Source organism: Pseudomonas sp. S1(2024), from assembly GCF_046557535.1.
On the sequence record NZ_JBKGFP010000044.1, the window covers coordinates 62,704 to 80,091 of the forward strand.

Sequence of the window (17,388 nt, forward strand, 5' to 3'; positions counted from 1 at the left end):
CAGCATGCGTATCGCTCTGTTCCAGGGCTCGCCCAAGCCACTCGACGTGCCCGGCAACCTGCAACGGTTGCGCCACCAGGCGCAACTGGCGGCCGAACGCGGCGCCAGTTTGCTGGTGTGCCCGGAGATGTTCCTGACCGGCTACAACATCGGCCTGGCCCAGGTCGAGCGCCTGGCCGAGGCCGCCGATGGCCCGGCGGCCATGGAGGTGGTGGAAATCGCCCAGGCGCACCGCATCGCCATCGTCTACGGGTATCCGGAGCGTGGCGATGATGGCGCGATCTACAACAGCGTGCAGTTGATCGATAGTCACGGCCGCAGCGTGAGCAACTATCGCAAGACCCACCTGTTCGGCGAGCTGGACCGCTCGATGTTCAGCGCAGGTGCCGTTCACTTCCCGGTGGTGGAGCTGGATGGCTGGAAGGTCGGCCTGCTGATCTGCTACGACATCGAGTTCCCGGAGAATGCCCGGCGCCTGGCGCTGGACGGTGCCGAGCTGATCCTGGTGCCGACGGCGAACATGTCGCCGTACGACTTCATCTGCCAGGTGACCGTGAGGGCGCGGGCGCAGGAGAATCAGTGCTACCTGGTGTATGCCAACTACTGCGGCTCGGAAGGCGAGATCCAGTATTGCGGGCAGAGCAGCATCATCGACCCGGATGGCAGCCTGCTGGCCATGGCCGGGCGGGACGAATGCCAGTTGTTGGCGGAGCTGGAGCATGAGCGGGTGGTGCAGGGGCGGGCGGCGTTTCCTTACCTGAGCGATCTGCGTCAGGAGCTGCACCTGCGTAAGGGCTGACAGGGGCCGCTGTGCGGCCCAATCGCCGGCAAGCCAGCTCCCACCTTGACCGCACCGGTTCCAAGCCATGTGCAGTCCCTGTGGGAGCCGGCTTGCCAGATCCCCCCTCGACCGCACCGGTTTCAAGGCATGTGCAGTCCCTGTGGGAGCCGGCTTGCCGGCGATAGGGCCAAGCCTGCCAACACAAATGGGTTAGCATGAACACCTGCCCCGGAGTTTCCATGCCTGACGCCACCCGCCACCTCACCCTCGCCAACGGCCTGCAACTGACCCTGCGCCACGCCCCGCGCCTGAAGCGCTCGGCCGCGGCCCTGCGGGTGCACGCGGGTAGCCACGACGCGCCGACCAGATGGCCCGGCCTGGCCCACTTCCTGGAGCACCTGTTCTTCCTCGGCACCTCGCGCTTCCCTCTGGACGACGGCCTGATGCGCTACGTGCAGGCCCTCGGCGGCCAGGTCAATGCCAGCACTCGCGAACGCACCACCGACTTCTTCTTCGAGGTCCCGCCCAGCTCCCTGGCCGGGGGGCTGGAGCGTCTGTGCCAGATGTTGGCCGAGCCAGACCTGGGTATCGAGCGCCAACGCCGCGAACGCGAAGTAATCCATGCCGAGTTCATTGCCTGGTCGCGCAGCCCGCAGGCCCAGCAGCAGTTCGCCTTGCTGCAATCGGCAGCGCCCGGCCATCCATTGGGCGCTTTTCATGCCGGTAACCGGCACACCCTGGCCTTGCAGGATCCTGCCTTCCAGCAAGCGCTCGGTGGCTTTCACCAGCGCTTCTACCAAGGCGGCCAGGTCACCCTGAGCCTGTGCGGCCCGCAATCGCTGGATGAACTGGAATTACTGGGCCGGCAGCATGCCAAGCTGTTCGCAACAGGTGAACGGGTGCCACAAGCTCTGCCACCGCCTTTATCGGCGACCGACACGCACCTGCTGTTCAGCCACGAAAACCTGCCGGCAGGTGCCGAGCAGGCCCTTGAGTTGCTCATCGCCTGCCTCGGCGATAGCCGCCCGGGCGCCTGGCTGCATGCGCTTCGCCAGCGTGGTTGGCTGCAACGCTTCAAGGCCGAGGCGCTGTATGCCTTCGCCGGGCAGTTGCTGTGGCACATTGACCTGAAGCTGAGCGAGGACGCCTGCCCAGAGGAAGCCGATGCCCTGTTGCAGGGCTGGTTCGGCTTCATCCGCCAGGCCGCCCCTGAGCAATTGAGTGCCGAGTTCGAGCTGCTGCAGCAAAGCCGCGAACGCAGTGCCAGTGCGCTTGAGCTGGCCCGCCGGGACAGCGCCGGCCAGCCGTTCAGCGGTTTGGACACACAAGGCTTGCAGGCGCTCCGTGCCCTGCTGGAAGGCCTGCCGGGCCGCGCACATGGGCATTGGCAAATGCCCGCAGTCGACCCCTTGCTCCTGGCCGACTTGCCTGATGCCAGGCCGCACCCGCTGCCAGCGGCACTGAAAGTCAGCGACCAGCTGCCTGGTGCTCGTCAGTACGCGGCGCTGTACCTGCGCTGGCATGTCCCTTCGCCGTTGCGCCAGCGCCTGCATGTGCTGCTCGAACGCGCCTTGCACCCCCTGCAGGAGCGCTGCGAGCGCGTATCGGTGCAGCTGCAGTTCAGTACCGCTGGCGAATATTGGCAACTGCGCTGCGCCGGGCTGCCGGCAGCGGTATTGCGCACTGTGGAACAGGCCTTGGCACTGATGCTCAAGCCCCCGGCAGGAAGCTGGCTGCCGAGTTCGACGCAGCCTCCGGCACTGATTCCCATCCGGGCCCTGCTCAAGCAGCTGCCCGACGCCGTGCTGGGCGCCACGCCTGCACCTGCTGCGGCCTGCACCCTGGCACAGACGCATCTCGACAAACTGTGGCAGCAAGCACGCTGGCACGGCCTGGCTGCCGGCTTCGACGATGGCGCCCTGAACGCATTGGGCACCGTGCTGCAGCACTGCCCTGGGCAAGGCTCAGCGCCTGGCCCTCTGCCCGCCTTAGCCAACCACCGTTGGCAACATGCCGAAGTACCCGGCAGTGAGCATGCCCTGCTGCTGTTCTGCCCACTGCCAGCGGCCATGGAAGCCGCTGGCCGTCTGCTCGCGCAGTTGCTGCAAGGGCCGGTTTACCAACGGCTACGGGTAGAACTGCAACTCGGCTATGCGGTGTTCAGTACCTTTCGTCAGGTCGAGGGGGTCGGCGGCTTGCTGTTCGGGGTCCAGTCGCCTCATGCCAGCCAGGTACAGATCCTCGACCACCTGCTCACCTTGCTGCGCCAGGGCGTTACCCTGGCCCCTGCCGCTGGTCAGGCCCTGGCCGCGCAATTCGATGAACCGGCGATGGGCAACGCGGAAGTCGCCGAATGGGCGTGGCAGACATTCCTGGCCACACAACCCGGCAGGCTGGATGCACTGCGCAGGTCTATCCTGAAAACGCGGCAGACGGATCTGGACCAGTTGCTGAACCACTTGCTCGATAAAGATTCCACTTGGCTATGCCTTGCCAACGCAGTCGCACCAGATACTTCCTGGCTGGGTACAAACCCATGATTGTTACGAAAACCGCAACGGAGTTTTCGAATAATTAACCTTTCGGTACAAATTTTTCTTGTAAGATAGCGCAATCCCAACCTTGGGAACCTCCAGCCAATGGCGGTACCCAAGTAGTAGCTGACAAACCCACCCCCTCATCCGGAAGGAGTAATTCCATGTGGACCAAACCTGCATACACTGATCTGCGCATCGGCTTCGAAGTCACCATGTACTTCGCCAACCGCTAAGCCCGGCTTACGGTTCAACGCCTCGGCCTGCCGGGGCGTTTTCGTTTTTTCGCTACGGTTTCTGCAGAGAGAGTGGCCATGTACATCCAGGTTCTCGGTTCCGCCGCCGGCGGCGGGTTCCCACAGTGGAACTGCAACTGCGTCAACTGCAAGGGCTTGCGTGACGGCACCCTGCGGGCCACGCCACGCACCCAGTCGTCCATCGCCCTGTCCGACGACGGCGTGCACTGGGTGCTGTGCAATGCCTCGCCCGATATCCGCGCCCAGCTCCAGGCCTTTGCGCCGATGCAGCCGGCCCGCGCCCTGCGCGACACCGGCATCAACGCCATCATCCTGCTGGACAGCCAGATCGACCACACCACCGGCCTGCTCAGCCTGCGCGAAGGTTGCCCGCACCAGGTGTGGTGCACCGACATGGTTCACCAGGACCTGACCACCGGCTTCCCGCTGTTCAACATGCTCAGCCACTGGAACGGCGGCCTGCAGTGGAACCGCATCGAGCTGGAAGGCAGCTTCGTCATCGACGCCTGCCCCAACCTGCGCTTCACCCCGTTCCCCCTGCGCAGCGCCGCGCCGCCCTACTCGCCGCACCGCTTCGACCCGCACCCGGGCGACAACCTTGGCCTGCTGGTCGAGGACACCCGCACCGGCGGCAAGCTGTTCTACGCCCCGGGCCTGGGCCAGGTGGACGACAAGCTGCTGACGATGATGCACGGCGCCGACTGCCTGCTGGTCGACGGCACCCTGTGGGAAGATGATGAAATGCAGCGCCGTGGCGTGGGCACCCGCACCGGCCGCGAGATGGGCCACCTGGCGCAGAACGGCCCCGGCGGCATGCTGGAGGTGCTGGATGGCTTCCCGCGCCAGCGCAAGGTACTTATCCACATCAACAACACCAACCCGATTCTCGACGAAGATTCACCCGAGCGTGCCGAAGTGCTGCGCCGGGGTGTGGAAGTGGCCTTTGATGGCATGAGTATCGAGTTGTAAAAAGGTCTGCGAGTTACACAACCCCCTGTGGGAGCGGGCATGCCCGCGAAAAATCCAACACGGTGTATGGCACCGGCTTCGCCGGTGTTCGCGGGCACGCCCGCTCCCACAGGGGGCGAGGTGAGCCGAGACTCAGCTATACAGGAGCCAGCCGAATGAGCGACGCACTGCCAATGTCCCCTGCCGAATTCGAGCAGGCCCTGCGCGCCAAGGGCGCCTACTACCACATCCATCACCCGTACCACGTGGCGATGTACCAGGGTCGCGCCACCCGCGAACAGATCCAGGGCTGGGTAGCCAACCGCTTCTACTACCAGGTCAACATCCCGATGAAGGATGCCGCGATCCTGGCCAACTGCCCGGACCGCGAAGTACGCCGCGAGTGGATCCAGCGCCTGCTCGACCACGATGGCGCGCCCGGCGAGGACGGTGGTATCGAAGCCTGGCTGCGCCTGGGCCAGGCCGTGGGCCTGGACCCGGACCAGCTGCGCTCCCAGGAGCTGGTACTGCCCGGTGTACGCTTTGCCGTGGACGCCTACGTCAACTTCGCCCGCCGGGCCAGTTGGCAGGAAGCGGCCAGCAGCTCGCTGACCGAGCTGTTCGCCCCGCAGATCCACCAGTCGCGCCTGGACAGCTGGCCGCAGCACTACCCGTGGATCGACCCGACCGGCTATGAATACTTCCGCACCCGCCTGGGCCAGGCCCGGCGTGACGTGGAGCATGGCCTGGCGATTACCTTGCAGCACTACACCACCCGCGCGGGCCAGGAGCGTATGCTGGAGATACTGCAGTTCAAGCTGGATATTCTCTGGAGCATGCTCGACGCCATGAGCATGGCTTACGAGCTGAACCGCCCGCCCTATCACTCCGTCACCCAGGAACGGGTGTGGCACAAAGGGATCACCCTATGAGTTTCGACCGTAATCAAGTGCCAGCCTGGCGCCCCGGCTACCGCTTCCAGTACGAGCCGGCGCAAAAGGGCCATGTGCTGCTGTACCCCGAGGGCATGATCAAGCTCAACGACAGCGCGGCCCTGATCGGTGGCCTGATCGACGGCCAACGCGACGTTGCCGCGATCATCAGCGAACTCGAACAACAGTTCCCCGGTGTCCCGGAAGTGGCCGATGACATCGAGCAGTTCATGGAGGTGGCCCGTGCCGAACACTGGATCGTCCTCGCCTGAGTTACCGCCCACGCCCGCAGTCGGCCTGCCGCTGTGGCTGCTGGCCGAGCTGACCTACCGTTGCCCGCTGCAGTGCCCGTACTGCTCCAACCCACTGGACTTCGCAGCCCAGGGCCAGGAGCTGAGTACCGCACAGTGGTTCAAGGTGATGGCCGAAGCCCGGGAAATGGGTGCCGCGCAAATCGGTTTCTCCGGCGGAGAACCGCTGGTACGTCAGGACCTCGCCGAACTGATCGGCGAGGCCCGCCGGCTGGGCTACTACACCAACCTGATCACCTCGGGCATCGGCCTGACCGAGGCGCGCATCGCCGACTTCAAGAAGGCCGGCCTGGACCATATCCAGATCAGCTTCCAGGCCAGTGACGAGCAGGTCAACAACCTACTGGCCGGCTCGAAGAAGGCCTTTGCGCAAAAGCTGGAAATGGCCCGTGCGGTGAAGGCCCATGGCTACCCGATGGTGCTCAACTTCGTCACTCACCGGCACAACATCGACAAGATCGACCGCATCATCGAGCTGTGCATCGCCCTGGAAGCCGACTTCGTCGAGCTTGCCACTTGCCAGTTCTACGGCTGGGCCCACCTCAACCGGCTGGGCCTGCTGCCAACCCGCGCGCAGCTGGAACGGGCCGAACGCATCACCAACGAGTATCGGGAAAAGCTCAAGGCCGAGGGCAACCCGTGCAAGCTGATCTTCGTCACCCCGGACTACTACGAGGAGCGCCCCAAGGCCTGCATGAATGGCTGGGGCAGCCTGTTCCTCACCATCACCCCGGACGGCACCGCCCTGCCCTGCCACGGCGCGCGCCAGCTGCCGGTGCAGTTCCCCAACGTGCGCGACCACGACCTGCACCACATCTGGTACGACTCGTTCGGCTTCAACCGCTTCCGTGGCTATGAGTGGATGCCCGAACCCTGCCGTTCCTGCGACGAGAAGGAAAAGGACTTCGGCGGCTGCCGCTGCCAGGCCTTCATGCTCACCGGCGATGCCAGCAACGCCGACCCGGTGTGCGCCAAGTCGGCCGACCACGGCATCATCCTCAAGGCCCGCGAGGAGGCGGAAAGCGCCCAGCTCACCATTGAACAGATGACCTTCCGCAATGAACGAAACTCCCGTGTCATCGTCCGCGGCTGAGTTCAGCGCGGCCCAGGCTGTTGCGGCCGGCACCGACTTCGCCGAACTCAAGGTCAGCGCTGCGGGGCTGTTCTGGAACGAGTTTCGCCCGGCCGATGGTGCCTGTCGCATCTGGCACTGGCAGCACCAGCAGGCCCGCTGCCTGACCCCCGATGGCTTCAGCGTGCGTAGCCGGGTGTACGAATACGGCGGTGGCAGCTTTTGCCTGGGTGGCGATGGGCTGCTGTTCGTCAACGAAAAGGACCAGCAGGTCTATACCCAGGCCCTGGAAGGCGCAGCACCGCGCGCCCTGACCGATGATGCCAGCTGCCGCTACGGCGATGTGCAGTGGCACGACGGCCTGGTGCTGGCGGTCGAGGAGCAGCATGGCGAACGGGTCGAGCATCGCTTGGTCGCCCTGGGTGAACAAGCCCGCGAAGTGCTCGCCGAGGGAGCCGACTTCTATGCATCGCCTACGGTAAGTTCCGACGGCCAGCGCCTGGCGTGGGTCGAATGGGACCGACCGGCACAACCCTGGACCGTCACCAGGCTGATGTGCCGCACACGTGATGCAAGTGGCCACTGGGGGCCCGCGCAATGTGTGGCCGGCGCTGACGAATCGCTGCAGCAGCCGCGCTTCGATAGCGAAGGCCGACTCTACTGCCTGTCTGACCGCAATGGCTTCTGGCAACCCTGGGGCGAGGTCGATGGCCGTTGGCAGGCCCTGCCTGCCGAACCGGCGGACCACGCCGCAGCCCCCTGGCAACTGGGCGCCAGTACCTGGTTGGCGCTGGGGCCGCGAAGCTATCTGGCCAGCTGGTTCGAAGAGGGCTTCGGGCAACTGGGGCTGCGTACAGCCGATGGCCGCCTGGAGCGTTTCGCCAGCGCCTACACGCGCTTTCGCAGCCTGGCCATGGATGCAGAACACCTGTACGCGATAGCCGCCTCGCCGATCAGCCCGCCGGCGGTCATCGCCATCGCCCGCAGCAACCACGAGGTCAGCGTATTGGCTGGTGGCGCCGAAGTGCTGCCGGCAAGGCATATCAGCCTGCCGCAGTCGATCCACTACGGCAGTGACGGCCACCGCGCCCATGGCTTCTTCTACCCGGCAGCCCGCTCGCCTGGGGCCGCGCCGCTAGTGGTGTTCATCCATGGCGGGCCGACCTCGGCCTGTTATCCCGTGCTCGACCCGCGCATCCAGTACTGGACCCAACGCGGCTTCGCCGTCGCCGACCTCAACTACCGGGGCAGCTCCGGATATGGCCGGGAATACCGCCAGGCCTTGCACCTGCGCTGGGGCGAAAGCGATGTGGCCGATGCCTGCGCAGCGGTGGAATACCTGGCCGGACGCGGGCTGATCGATGGCCGCAAGGCGTTCATCCGTGGCGGTAGTGCGGGCGGCTACACCACCCTATGCGCCCTGGCGTTCCATGATGTGTTCCGCGCCGGTGCCAGCCTGTACGGGGTCAGCGACCCGGTTGCCCTGGGCCGGGCCACCCACAAGTTCGAAGGGGACTACCTGGACTGGCTGATTGGCGACCCGCTGCAGGATGCCGAGCGCTATCGCCAGCGTACGCCGCTGCTGCATGCGGGGCAGATCAAGGTACCGGTGATTTTCTTCCAGGGCGAACTGGATGCGGTGGTGGTGCCGGAGCAGACGCGGTCGATGCTGGCGGCACTGCAGGCTAACGGGATAGAAGCCGAAGGGCACTTCTATGCGGGGGAGCGTCATGGGTTCCGCAAGGCGGAGAACCTGGCGCATGCGCTGGAAGAAGAATGGAAATTCTATTGCCGGGTGTTGGGGGGCTGAGCATCTTGGGGCTGCTTTGCAGCCCAATCGCCGGCAAGCCAGCTCCCACAGGTATTACACAGGCCTTGAGCGCTGCGCAGTCCTGTGGGAGCCCGGCTTGCCGGCGATGAGGCCCTGTTAGGCTAACGCTTGGCGATGATGTACACCGCATGCACGATCCCCGGAATGTACCCCAGCAAGGTCAGCAAGATATTCAGCCAGAACGCCCCGCCAAAACCCACCTGCAGGAAAACGCCCAGCGGCGGCAGGATGATGGCGATGATGATGCGTATAAAGTCCATGCGAGTCTCTCCTGAAGGGGTTACATCAGAGACTAGCCGTCCGCCACAGAGGTTCAACAGGCAAAAAAAACGCCCCGGGCCGAATGAGACAGGCCAAGGGCGATGCGCAGGAACGCCAGACGGTTCGTAGAATTCTCGATGTCACCAAGCCGCTAGGCTGGCATTTCGCGGCGGGCCTGCTGCTGGGCATGCAGACGGGCAAAGGCACGGGCCAGGCGCAGCAGCATTTCGTCGATGTTGCCCTTGCTCACGGTCAGCGCTGGCGAAAAACGCACCACATCCGCCTGCGGTGCGTTGAGCAATAGGCCTTCGTGCAAGGCAGCCGCCACCAGTTCGCGGGCCAGGTTTTCTTTCATCTGCAGGGCCCACAGCAGGCCTTGCCCGCGCACTTCGCCCTGGCCATAGCGCCCGGCCAGCCGGCTCAGGCCTTCACGCAAGTGGCGGCCGTTGTCCTGCACCTGGGTGAAGAAGCCAGGCTCCAGCACGGTATCCAGCACGGCCAGGCCGGCGGCGCACATCAGCGCGTTGCCATGGTGGCTGCCTTCCAGTTCGCCAGGCTCGGCGCAGCACGCCGTGCCCCGGGCCAGCAAGGCCGCCAGCGGCACGCCACCGCCCAAACCCTTGCCCAGCGTGATGATATCGGCGCGCACGCCGTAGGTTTCCTCGGCCAGCAGCGCGCCACAGCGGCCAATGCCGGTCTGCACCTCGTCGAGGATCAGCAGGATGCCCAGTTCGCGGCACAGCGTTTCCACACCCTTTAGGTATTCCTGCGTGGCCGGGATGACACCCGCCTCACCTTGGATCGGCTCGAGCATGATCGCCACGGTGCGCGAGTCCACCTCGGCGTGCAGCGCCGCCAAGTCGTTGAATGGCACCTTGCTGAAGCCAGGCAGGCCCGGCTCGCAGCGGTTGCACGGCAGCGGGTCGGACGCCGACAACGCGCCCAGGCTGCGGCCATGGCAGGCCTGGGTGGCGGTGATGATGTGATAGGCGCCGTTGCGGTGCAGCTGGCCCCACTTGCGCGCCAGCTTGATCGCACCTTCGCAGGCTTCGGCGCCGCTGTTGAGCAGGTAGGCCTGGTCGCTGCCGGTGCTCTGGCACAGGCGGTTGACCAGCCCCAGCAGGCCACGGCTGTGGAAGCCCGAGCCCGGGTTGATCAACGCCTGGGCCTGGCTGCCCAGCGCCTTCACCAGCACACTGGGGCTGTGGCCCAGGCTGTTGACCGCACCACCCTGGGTGAAGTCCAGGTAGGCATGCCCTTCGTTGTCCCACAACCAGGAGCCCTGGCCACGCACGAATACCTGCGCTGCGCGTTCGGTGCTGGGCATCAGGCGCTCACGCGACAGCTGTGGCGCTTCCGGCACGATCACCGGCGCACGCTTGGGCTCGGCGACTGCGGCAGGGGCCGGGCGGCGCAGGTTGAACAGGTTCATCAGGGCTCCAACCAATCACGACAGGGGCGGTCACGGTGCGGTCTTGGTGCGGCACTCGATATTTTGCCTTGCCTATCAAAAGTGTTTTTCATCCGGAGTAACAATCGATCGATTCATCGCTGTAACCCGTTGGAATACGGCGATAGACTAGGCCTCGCGAGGGGTTTCGACCATTTCGTTTTTCCAGCATTTTCGATAAGTATCACTTATGGATTTTCGCCAACTGCGTTATTTCGTCGCGGTGTATGAAGAAGGCCACGTGGGCCGCGCCGCCGAGCGCCTGTCGCTGTCCCAGCCAGCGCTTTCCCAGCAGATCCGCCAGCTGGAGCACAGCCTCGACCTGAGCCTGTTCGAACGCAGCAACAAGCGCCTGCTGCCGACTCTGGCCGCCCACACCCTGTACAACCACGCCCTGCCGTTGCTCGATGGCCTGCAGCGCGCCCACGAGGCCATGCGCAACTTCAAGGGCCAGTCGCTGCGTACCTTGGCCATCGGCGTGCTGCAGACCGTGCGGCCGAGCCTGGTGCCGCAGCTGCTCGAACGCCTGCGCAGGGCACAGCCGCACCTGGTGGTGCAGATCTACGAATTGTCAGGGCTGGAGATCGAACGGCGCTTGCTCAATGGCAGCCTGGACATCGGTATCAGTTACCTGCCGCCACGCCAGCCGGGGCTGCATGGTCTGCTGCTCTATGAAGATGAACTGCAACTGGTCATCCCGGCTACCCACCCGCTAAAGGACTTCAAGAAGGTGTCCATTCGCCAGGCCGCCGAGCTGCCCATGCTGATGCTGGGCGAGGAATTCCAGATCCGCCAGATCTGGCAGGCGCAACTGGCCAGCCAGGGGCGTCGGCCGCAGGTGCAGGCAGAGATGAACAACATGGCGGGGATTCTCGACAGCCTGGCCCATACCGCGCTGGCCACCATCCTGCCGGGGCGGGCCAAGGAGGCCGCCGAGGATGACCAGGGGCTGCTGTGGAAGCCATTGAGCGAACCACGGGTACCGCTGAAGGTTGGCTTGGTGTTCCGCGATGCCCAACGCCAGCAGGCATCTGTGGAGCTGCTGCGCACGCTGCTGGAGGAAGAGACGGACGCCCGCCTGTTGGGTGCATCACCGCTGGATGTGCTGGGCTGAAAAAACACGCGCACAAAGAAAACCCCGCCGAAGCGGGGTTTTCCAGACTGTTTCCCTGTGACATCCGTATCGCCCCGCCATCCTGGCAGGTGGTCCTTCGTCGTCGTCCTTGATCTGTCCTTTGCGCTTCCTGCGCAACGTCCATGTGGTAAAGAATAGCCGTGGATCCAATCTGAGAACAGTGGTGAAAAGTCACCGCGTCGTGTAGGAAAAAGCTTACAAAGGGGATTCATTCCCAAATTTGGCAAATCTGTCGCCTGTACCGGCCCTTTCGCCGGCAAGCCAGCTCCCACAGGTACTGCACATGACTTGAAGCCAATGCGGTCGAGGTGGGAGCCGGCTTGCCGGCGAAAGGGCTGCGTAGCAGCCCCAAAAATGTCAGAACTGCTCGGCATCCAGCAGGTACAACGACTCACTCCCCGCCTTCACCGAAGCCACCAGCGAATCCACCCGCGGCAGCAACCGCGCAAAGTAGAACCGCGCCGTACCCAGCTTGCCCCTATAGAACGCCTCATCCCCTTCACCCGCCTTCGCCGCCCGCGCCATCAATGCCCACATGTAGGCATAGGCGACATAACCAAAGGCATGCAGGTACTCGACCGAAGCCGCTCCGATTTCGTTCGGGTTGCCCTTGGCCTGTTCCAGCACCCACTCGGTCAGCCCGTCGAGTTGATCGAGACCGGCAGCCAACGGCTTGGCAAATTCATCCAGCTCGCTACCCGCGCTGGCAATGAACTGGCGAATCTCGTCGGAGAACAGCCGGTAGTACGCCCCACCACTGGCCACCACCTTGCGCCCCATCAGGTCGAGGGCCTGGATGCCGTTGGTGCCTTCGTAGATCTGCGTGATACGCACATCGCGCACCAGTTGCTCCTGCCCCCATTCGCGAATGTAGCCATGCCCGCCGAACACCTGCTGGCCGTGCACCGCGCACTCCAGGCCCAGGTCGGTGAGGAAGGCCTTGGCAACCGGCGTCAGCAGTGCCACCAGTTCTTCGCTGCGCTTGCGCACGGCGGTGTCTTCGCTGAACTTGGCACTGTCCAGCTGCATGGCCACGTAGCTGGAGAAGGCACGGCCACCCTCGATCAGCGCCTTCATGGTCAACAGCATGCGGCGCACGTCCGGGTGGACGATGATCGGGTCAGCGGCCTTGTCCTTGGCTTGTGGCCCGGTCGGGGCGCGGCTCTGCAGGCGGTCGCGGGCGTACTCCACGGCATTCTGGTAGGAGCGCTCGGCCGACGCCAGGCCCTGGATACCAACGCCAAGGCGCTCGTAGTTCATCATGGTGAACATGGCCGCCAGGCCCTTGTTCGGCTCACCGACGATATAGCCGACCGCTTCATCGAAGTTCATCACGCAGGTGGCCGAGGCCTGGATACCCATCTTGTGCTCGATCGAGCCGCAGGTGGCCGGATTGCGCGCCCCCAGGCTGCCATCTTCATTGACCAGGAACTTCGGCACCAGGAACAGCGAAATGCCTTTAGGCCCCGCCGGTGCGTCCGGCAGCTTGGCCAGCACCAGGTGGATGATGTTCTCCGTCAGGTCGTGCTCGCCGCCGGTGATAAAGATCTTGGTGCCGCTGACCTTGTAGCTGCCGTCGGCCTGGGGCTCGGCCTTGGTGCGGATGATGCCCAGGTCGGTACCGGCGTGCGGCTCGGTCAGGCACATGGAACCGGCCCACACGCCGGCGTACATGTTTGGCAGGTACTGTTCCTTCAGCGCTTCACTGGCGTGGGCATTGATCGACAGACAGGCGCCAGCAGTCAGCATCGGGTACAGGCCGAAGGACAGGCTTGAGGCGTTGACCATTTCCTCGACCTGGGCCGAGATGACCTTGGGCATGCCCATGCCGCCGAACAGCGGGTCGCCACCCACACCCACCCAACCGCCTTCGGCGTAGGTTTTGTACGCCTCGATGAAACCGGCTGGGGTACTTACCGCGCCGTTTTCCCAGTGACAGCCCTCTTCGTCGGCGGCACGGCTGAGCGGTGCGATGGACTTGGCGGTAACCTTGCCGGCTTCTTCCAGCACGGCCATGGCTGTGTCGGCATCGACAACCTCGGCCAACCCGGGCAACTGCGCCCACTGCTCGGCCGCGTTGAAGACTTCATTCAGTACGAAGCGCATGTCGCGCAGGGGCGCTTTATATTCAGCCATGACAACCTCTCGCTAGTCGGGTCGGAGCGGTCTCGGGGAACCGCGACACTGGGTTGCAGGCAGTGTAACCGAACAACTTTTACGAGACATAGGGTCATCAATAGACCGTACAGTCTAATTCGGTCACGCCGTGCGCACCGCCCCTCGCTGCGCTTGTTGCCCATGTACCATGACACAATTGCGCCCTGCGCCCTTGGCGCTGTACAGCGCCTGGTCAGCGGATTTCAGCACCGCTTCGGGGTTACGATGATCGGCATGGCGCTCCGCCACACCGATGCTGATGGTGACCGACACCGTACCCCCACTGCTGCCCGCCCGCCGCTGGCGCCCGGCGGTATCATCCTGCGGGCGGTTGTGCTGGTCGCGCAGGTGCATCACATAGTTGGCGATCATTTCGCGCACGGCTTCCACATGGGGCACGCATTCCTCGGCGGTCTTGCCGGCAAACACCAGGGCGAACTCCTCGCCGCCATAGCGGTAGGCACGGCCACCCCCGGTTACCTTGGATAGACGGCTGGCGACCAGGCGCAGCACCTGGTCGCCGACGTCGTGGCCGTGGGTGTCGTTGAATTTCTTGAAGTGGTCGACATCAGTCATGGCGATCACATAGTTGCGTCCCAGGCGGTGCATGCGCTCGTTCAGCGCACGGCGCCCCGGCAGGCCGGTCAGTTCGTCGCGGAAAGCCATCTGGTAGGCCTCGTGCGCCACCGCTGCGGCGATCATCAGCATGACCTGGCTGCACATGATGTTCAGGGTAAACGGCAGGATGAAGGTTTGCGGCAACATCCAGAAGATGCCCAGCAGGCCCATCACCTGCGCAGCGTGCAGCGGCCGTGGTGCACGCAGGTATTGCACCACCAGCAGGATGAACACGCCGAGGAACAACGGATAGACCATCTGGATCAGGCTCATCCATTGGCCATGCAAGGTTGGCCAGCGGATTTCCGCCAACCAGGTCAGTAGTGCTTGGGGGTAGCTTTGCTCCAGGGCCACCGCCACGCTACCCACGGCGAACAGCACGGCGCCACGGGCGACCAGGTCCTGCAGCAGGTGGGTGCGCTCCTGCCAGGCACCATACAGCCCGAACAGGGCGGGTAGCAGCAGGCACACGAGGTGGAAGATCACCGCCGCGTCCTCGCGAACGCGGCCATGGTCACGGTAGAAGTCGGTCTGGGTGTCGAGCAGGTAGTAGGCGATGTACACCGTGAGCATCAGGAACAGCTCGCGCTGGCGACGGTACACCGCACAGTAGGCGCCACCCAGCAGCAGGACCAAGGTGGGCAGGACGTTGAACAGCGATGTGAAAAAGACACTGAGGTCTCTCACATAGGCCGCGGCGAGTCCTGCCAGCAAAAGAATCAGCGAAGGCAGGAAGTGACTCGCGCGAACAGCGTTAAAACGAAACAAGGGTAATCTCCAACCCGGCAGATCAATGGTGGCATTGTGCCCTTACTTCATCGGCAGTGCACATGAACAGTTGAGTTTCAGGAGGGAAGAACAGGAAGTTTCGGCCTGCACGCTATCGCTTGTGGGAGCGGGCATGCCCGCGAAACAGGCGACGCGGTGGCTGGCACCGGCTTTGCCGGTGTTCGCGGGCACGCCCGCTCCCACAGGGATCGCGTGCAGCCCCAAAATGCAAAAACCCGCCTGCCGGTGAAGGCAGGCGGGTTCGTTTTACAGCGGCAGGATCAGTACGACAGGCCGAAGTGTTCTTCGTCCATCGCCATCAGGTTGTTGGCACCCGACAGCATGGTCGCCACATGGGTACGGGTACGCGGCAGGATGCGCTGGAAGTAGAAGCGCGCGGTCTGCAACTTGGCGGTGTAGAACGCTTCTTCGCTGGTGCCGGCAGCCAGTTTCTCGGCCGCCAGGCGGGCGATGTCGGCCCAGAAGTAGGCCAGGCAGGCGTAGCCGGAATACATCAGGTAATCGACCGAGGCCGCACCCACTTCTTCGCGGTCCTTCATGGCGGCCATACCCACTTTCATGGTCAGCTCGCCCCATTCCTTGTTCAGCGCCGCCAGCGGTTCGACGAATTCCTTGACCGCTTCGTTGCCTTCCTGCGCCTGGCAGAACTTGTGCACGATCTTGGTGAAGCCCTTCAGCGCTTCGCCCTGAGTCATCAGCACCTTGCGGCCGAGCAGGTCCAGGGCCTGGATGCCGGTGGTGCCTTCGTACAGCATGGAAATGCGGCTGTCCCGTACGTTCTGCTCCATGCCCCATTCGGCGATGAAGCCGTGGCCACCGTAGATCTGCACGCCATGGTTGGCTGCTTCGAAGCCGACCTCGGTCATGAACGCCTTGGCGATCGGGGTCAGGAACGCCAGCAGGGCATCGGCCTTCTTGCGCTCTTCTTCATCCTGGCTGTACTTGACGATGTCCACCTGCTTGGCAGTGAAATACACCATCGCGCGGTTACCTTCGGCAAAGGCCTTCATGGTCAGCAGCATGCGACGCACGTCCGGGTGGACGATGATCGGGTCAGCAGCCTTGTCCGGTGCTTTCGGGCCAGTCAGGGAGCGCATCTGCAGGCGCTCACGGGCGTACTTCAGGCCACCCTGGAACGCGACTTCGGCGTGGGCCAGGCCTTGCAGCGCGGTACCCAGGCGAGCGGTGTTCATGAAGGTGAACATGCAGTTCAGGCCTTTGTTAGCCGGGCCGATCAGGTAGCCGGTAGCGCCGTCGAAGTTCATCACGCAGGTGGCGTTGCCGTGGATACCCATCTTGTGTTCGATCGAGCCGCAGCTCACGCCGTTGCGCTCGCCCACACCGCCTTCGGCGTTGGGCAGGAACTTCGGCACGATGAACAGCGAGATGCCCTTGGTGCCAGCCGGTGCGTCCGGCAGGCGGGCCAGGACGATATGGACGATGTTGTCGGCCATGTCGTGCTCACCGGCCGAAATGAAGATCTTGGTACCCGACACCTTGTAGCTACCGTCGGCCTGTGGCTCGGCCTTGGTGCGCAGCATGCCCAGGTCGGTACCGCAGTGCGGCTCGGTCAGGCACATGGTGCCGGTCCACTCGCCGGATACCAGCTTGGTCAGGTAGGTGTGCTGCTGCTCGGGGGTGCCGTGCGCAGAGATGGTGTTCATCGCGCCATGGGACAGGCCCGGGTACATGCCCCACGACCAGTTCGCACCGCCGACCATTTCGCTCAGCGCCAGGCCCAGCGACTCCGGCAGGCCCTGGCCGCCGTGCTCGACGTCATGCGCCAGGCTCGGCCAGCCGCCTTCTACGAACTGTTCGTAGGCCGCTTTGAAGCCGGTCGGGGTTTTAACGCCCGACTCGCTCCAGGTGCAGCCTTCCTGGTCACCCACGCGGTTCAGCGGCGACAGCACCTGCTCACAGAACTTCGCGCCTTCTTCGAGGATCGCGTCGACCATGTCGGGCGTGGCGTCCTGGCAACCCGGCAGGCTCTGATAGTGCGCCTCATAGCCGAGCAGCTCGTCGCGAACGAAGCGGATATCACGCAAGGGGGCTTTGTAATCAGGCATTGCGATGAACCTCTAGGTGAGTTCTGTGGGGTGACCAGCACGTGGCGGCCGTCGATCAAACAGTTGTTTGAAACTTACGTTTAGCTCCGCCTTATGTCAAGGATGGACTATGGTGCCATTTGCGCCACGAAAAATGGCATTCATGCCAAGCCTTGAAAAATAAAGACGCCCCTGTGGGAGCGGGGGGGGGGGGGGGAAGGGAGGGGGAGGGGGGAAAGGGGGGTTCTGTTGTCTGTTCTCTTGAGC

General features: G+C 64.1%; 14 protein-coding genes. 9 read left to right on the forward strand and 5 right to left on the reverse strand.

Annotated features, from left to right (window positions below; all coding sequences use genetic code 11):
* The first annotated feature begins 4 nt into the window (after nucleotides 1-4).
* From ACLCGK_RS12460 to ACLCGK_RS12495, 8 genes are all read left to right on the forward strand, one after another.
* Nucleotides 5-799, forward strand: a complete 795-nt coding sequence (locus tag ACLCGK_RS12460) for a carbon-nitrogen hydrolase family protein (protein ID WP_410952097.1) — start codon at nucleotides 5-7, stop codon at nucleotides 797-799.
* A gap of 221 nt (nucleotides 800-1,020) precedes the next feature.
* Complete coding sequence (gene pqqF, locus ACLCGK_RS12465; RefSeq protein ID WP_410952098.1) at nucleotides 1,021-3,321, forward strand: pyrroloquinoline quinone biosynthesis protein PqqF; 2,301 nt, start codon at nucleotides 1,021-1,023, stop codon at nucleotides 3,319-3,321.
* Nucleotides 3,322-3,479: 158 nt separating this feature from the next.
* Nucleotides 3,480-3,551: a pyrroloquinoline quinone precursor peptide PqqA gene (pqqA, locus tag ACLCGK_RS12470; protein WP_003243383.1), complete on the forward strand. Its 72-nt coding sequence runs from the start codon at nucleotides 3,480-3,482 to the stop codon at nucleotides 3,549-3,551.
* A 78-nt stretch (nucleotides 3,552-3,629) separates the two neighbouring features.
* Nucleotides 3,630-4,541, forward strand: coding sequence for a pyrroloquinoline quinone biosynthesis protein PqqB (gene pqqB, locus ACLCGK_RS12475; RefSeq protein ID WP_024086143.1), 912 nt, complete (start codon nucleotides 3,630-3,632; stop codon nucleotides 4,539-4,541).
* Between the two features lie 155 nt (nucleotides 4,542-4,696).
* On the forward strand, nucleotides 4,697-5,452 hold the full coding sequence (pqqC, locus tag ACLCGK_RS12480; protein ID WP_410952099.1) for a pyrroloquinoline-quinone synthase PqqC: 756 nt from the start codon (nucleotides 4,697-4,699) through the stop codon (nucleotides 5,450-5,452).
* Nucleotides 5,449-5,724: a pyrroloquinoline quinone biosynthesis peptide chaperone PqqD gene (gene pqqD, locus ACLCGK_RS12485; protein ID WP_004375207.1), complete on the forward strand. Its 276-nt coding sequence runs from the start codon at nucleotides 5,449-5,451 to the stop codon at nucleotides 5,722-5,724. Before pqqC ends, pqqD begins: the two co-directional genes overlap by 4 nt.
* Complete coding sequence (gene pqqE / locus ACLCGK_RS12490; RefSeq protein ID WP_015268706.1) at nucleotides 5,696-6,856, forward strand: pyrroloquinoline quinone biosynthesis protein PqqE; 1,161 nt, start codon at nucleotides 5,696-5,698, stop codon at nucleotides 6,854-6,856. The genes pqqD and pqqE overlap by 29 nt, the downstream gene beginning before the upstream one ends.
* The gene (locus ACLCGK_RS12495) at nucleotides 6,822-8,645 is read left to right on the forward strand and encodes a prolyl oligopeptidase family serine peptidase (protein ID WP_410952100.1); all 1,824 of its coding nucleotides are present in this window, start codon (nucleotides 6,822-6,824) and stop codon (nucleotides 8,643-8,645) included. The genes pqqE and ACLCGK_RS12495 overlap by 35 nt, the downstream gene beginning before the upstream one ends.
* A gap of 122 nt (nucleotides 8,646-8,767) precedes the next feature.
* Here ACLCGK_RS12495 and ACLCGK_RS12500 read toward each other — a convergent pair whose 3' ends face one another.
* Nucleotides 8,768-8,926 carry a YqaE/Pmp3 family membrane protein gene (locus ACLCGK_RS12500; RefSeq protein ID WP_009681539.1) on the reverse strand — a complete coding sequence of 53 codons (159 nt, stop codon included), beginning with the start codon at nucleotides 8,924-8,926 and terminating at the stop codon, nucleotides 8,768-8,770.
* 152 nt (nucleotides 8,927-9,078) lie between these two features.
* Nucleotides 9,079-10,359, reverse strand: coding sequence for an aspartate aminotransferase family protein (locus tag ACLCGK_RS12505; protein WP_410952101.1), 1,281 nt, complete (start codon nucleotides 10,357-10,359; stop codon nucleotides 9,079-9,081).
* A 208-nt stretch (nucleotides 10,360-10,567) separates the two neighbouring features.
* Here ACLCGK_RS12505 and ACLCGK_RS12510 point away from each other — a divergent pair, with 208 nt between their 5' ends.
* Nucleotides 10,568-11,491, forward strand: coding sequence for a LysR family transcriptional regulator (locus ACLCGK_RS12510; RefSeq protein WP_004375209.1), 924 nt, complete (start codon nucleotides 10,568-10,570; stop codon nucleotides 11,489-11,491).
* 378 nt (nucleotides 11,492-11,869) lie between these two features.
* Here ACLCGK_RS12510 and ACLCGK_RS12515 read toward each other — a convergent pair whose 3' ends face one another.
* The 3 genes from ACLCGK_RS12515 to ACLCGK_RS12525 all read right to left on the reverse strand — a co-directional run bounded on the left by ACLCGK_RS12515 (nucleotide 11,870) and on the right by ACLCGK_RS12525 (nucleotide 17,142).
* Nucleotides 11,870-13,648, reverse strand: coding sequence for an acyl-CoA dehydrogenase C-terminal domain-containing protein (locus ACLCGK_RS12515; RefSeq protein ID WP_410952102.1), 1,779 nt, complete (start codon nucleotides 13,646-13,648; stop codon nucleotides 11,870-11,872).
* 123 nt (nucleotides 13,649-13,771) lie between these two features.
* Nucleotides 13,772-15,055, reverse strand: coding sequence for a sensor domain-containing diguanylate cyclase (locus ACLCGK_RS12520; protein ID WP_013970563.1), 1,284 nt, complete (start codon nucleotides 15,053-15,055; stop codon nucleotides 13,772-13,774).
* 281 nt (nucleotides 15,056-15,336) lie between these two features.
* Nucleotides 15,337-17,142 (reverse strand): phenylacyl-CoA dehydrogenase, encoded by a 1,806-nt coding sequence (locus tag ACLCGK_RS12525; protein ID WP_015268701.1) that lies wholly within the window; start codon nucleotides 17,140-17,142, stop codon nucleotides 15,337-15,339.
* Nucleotides 17,143-17,388: the final 246 nt, after the last annotated feature.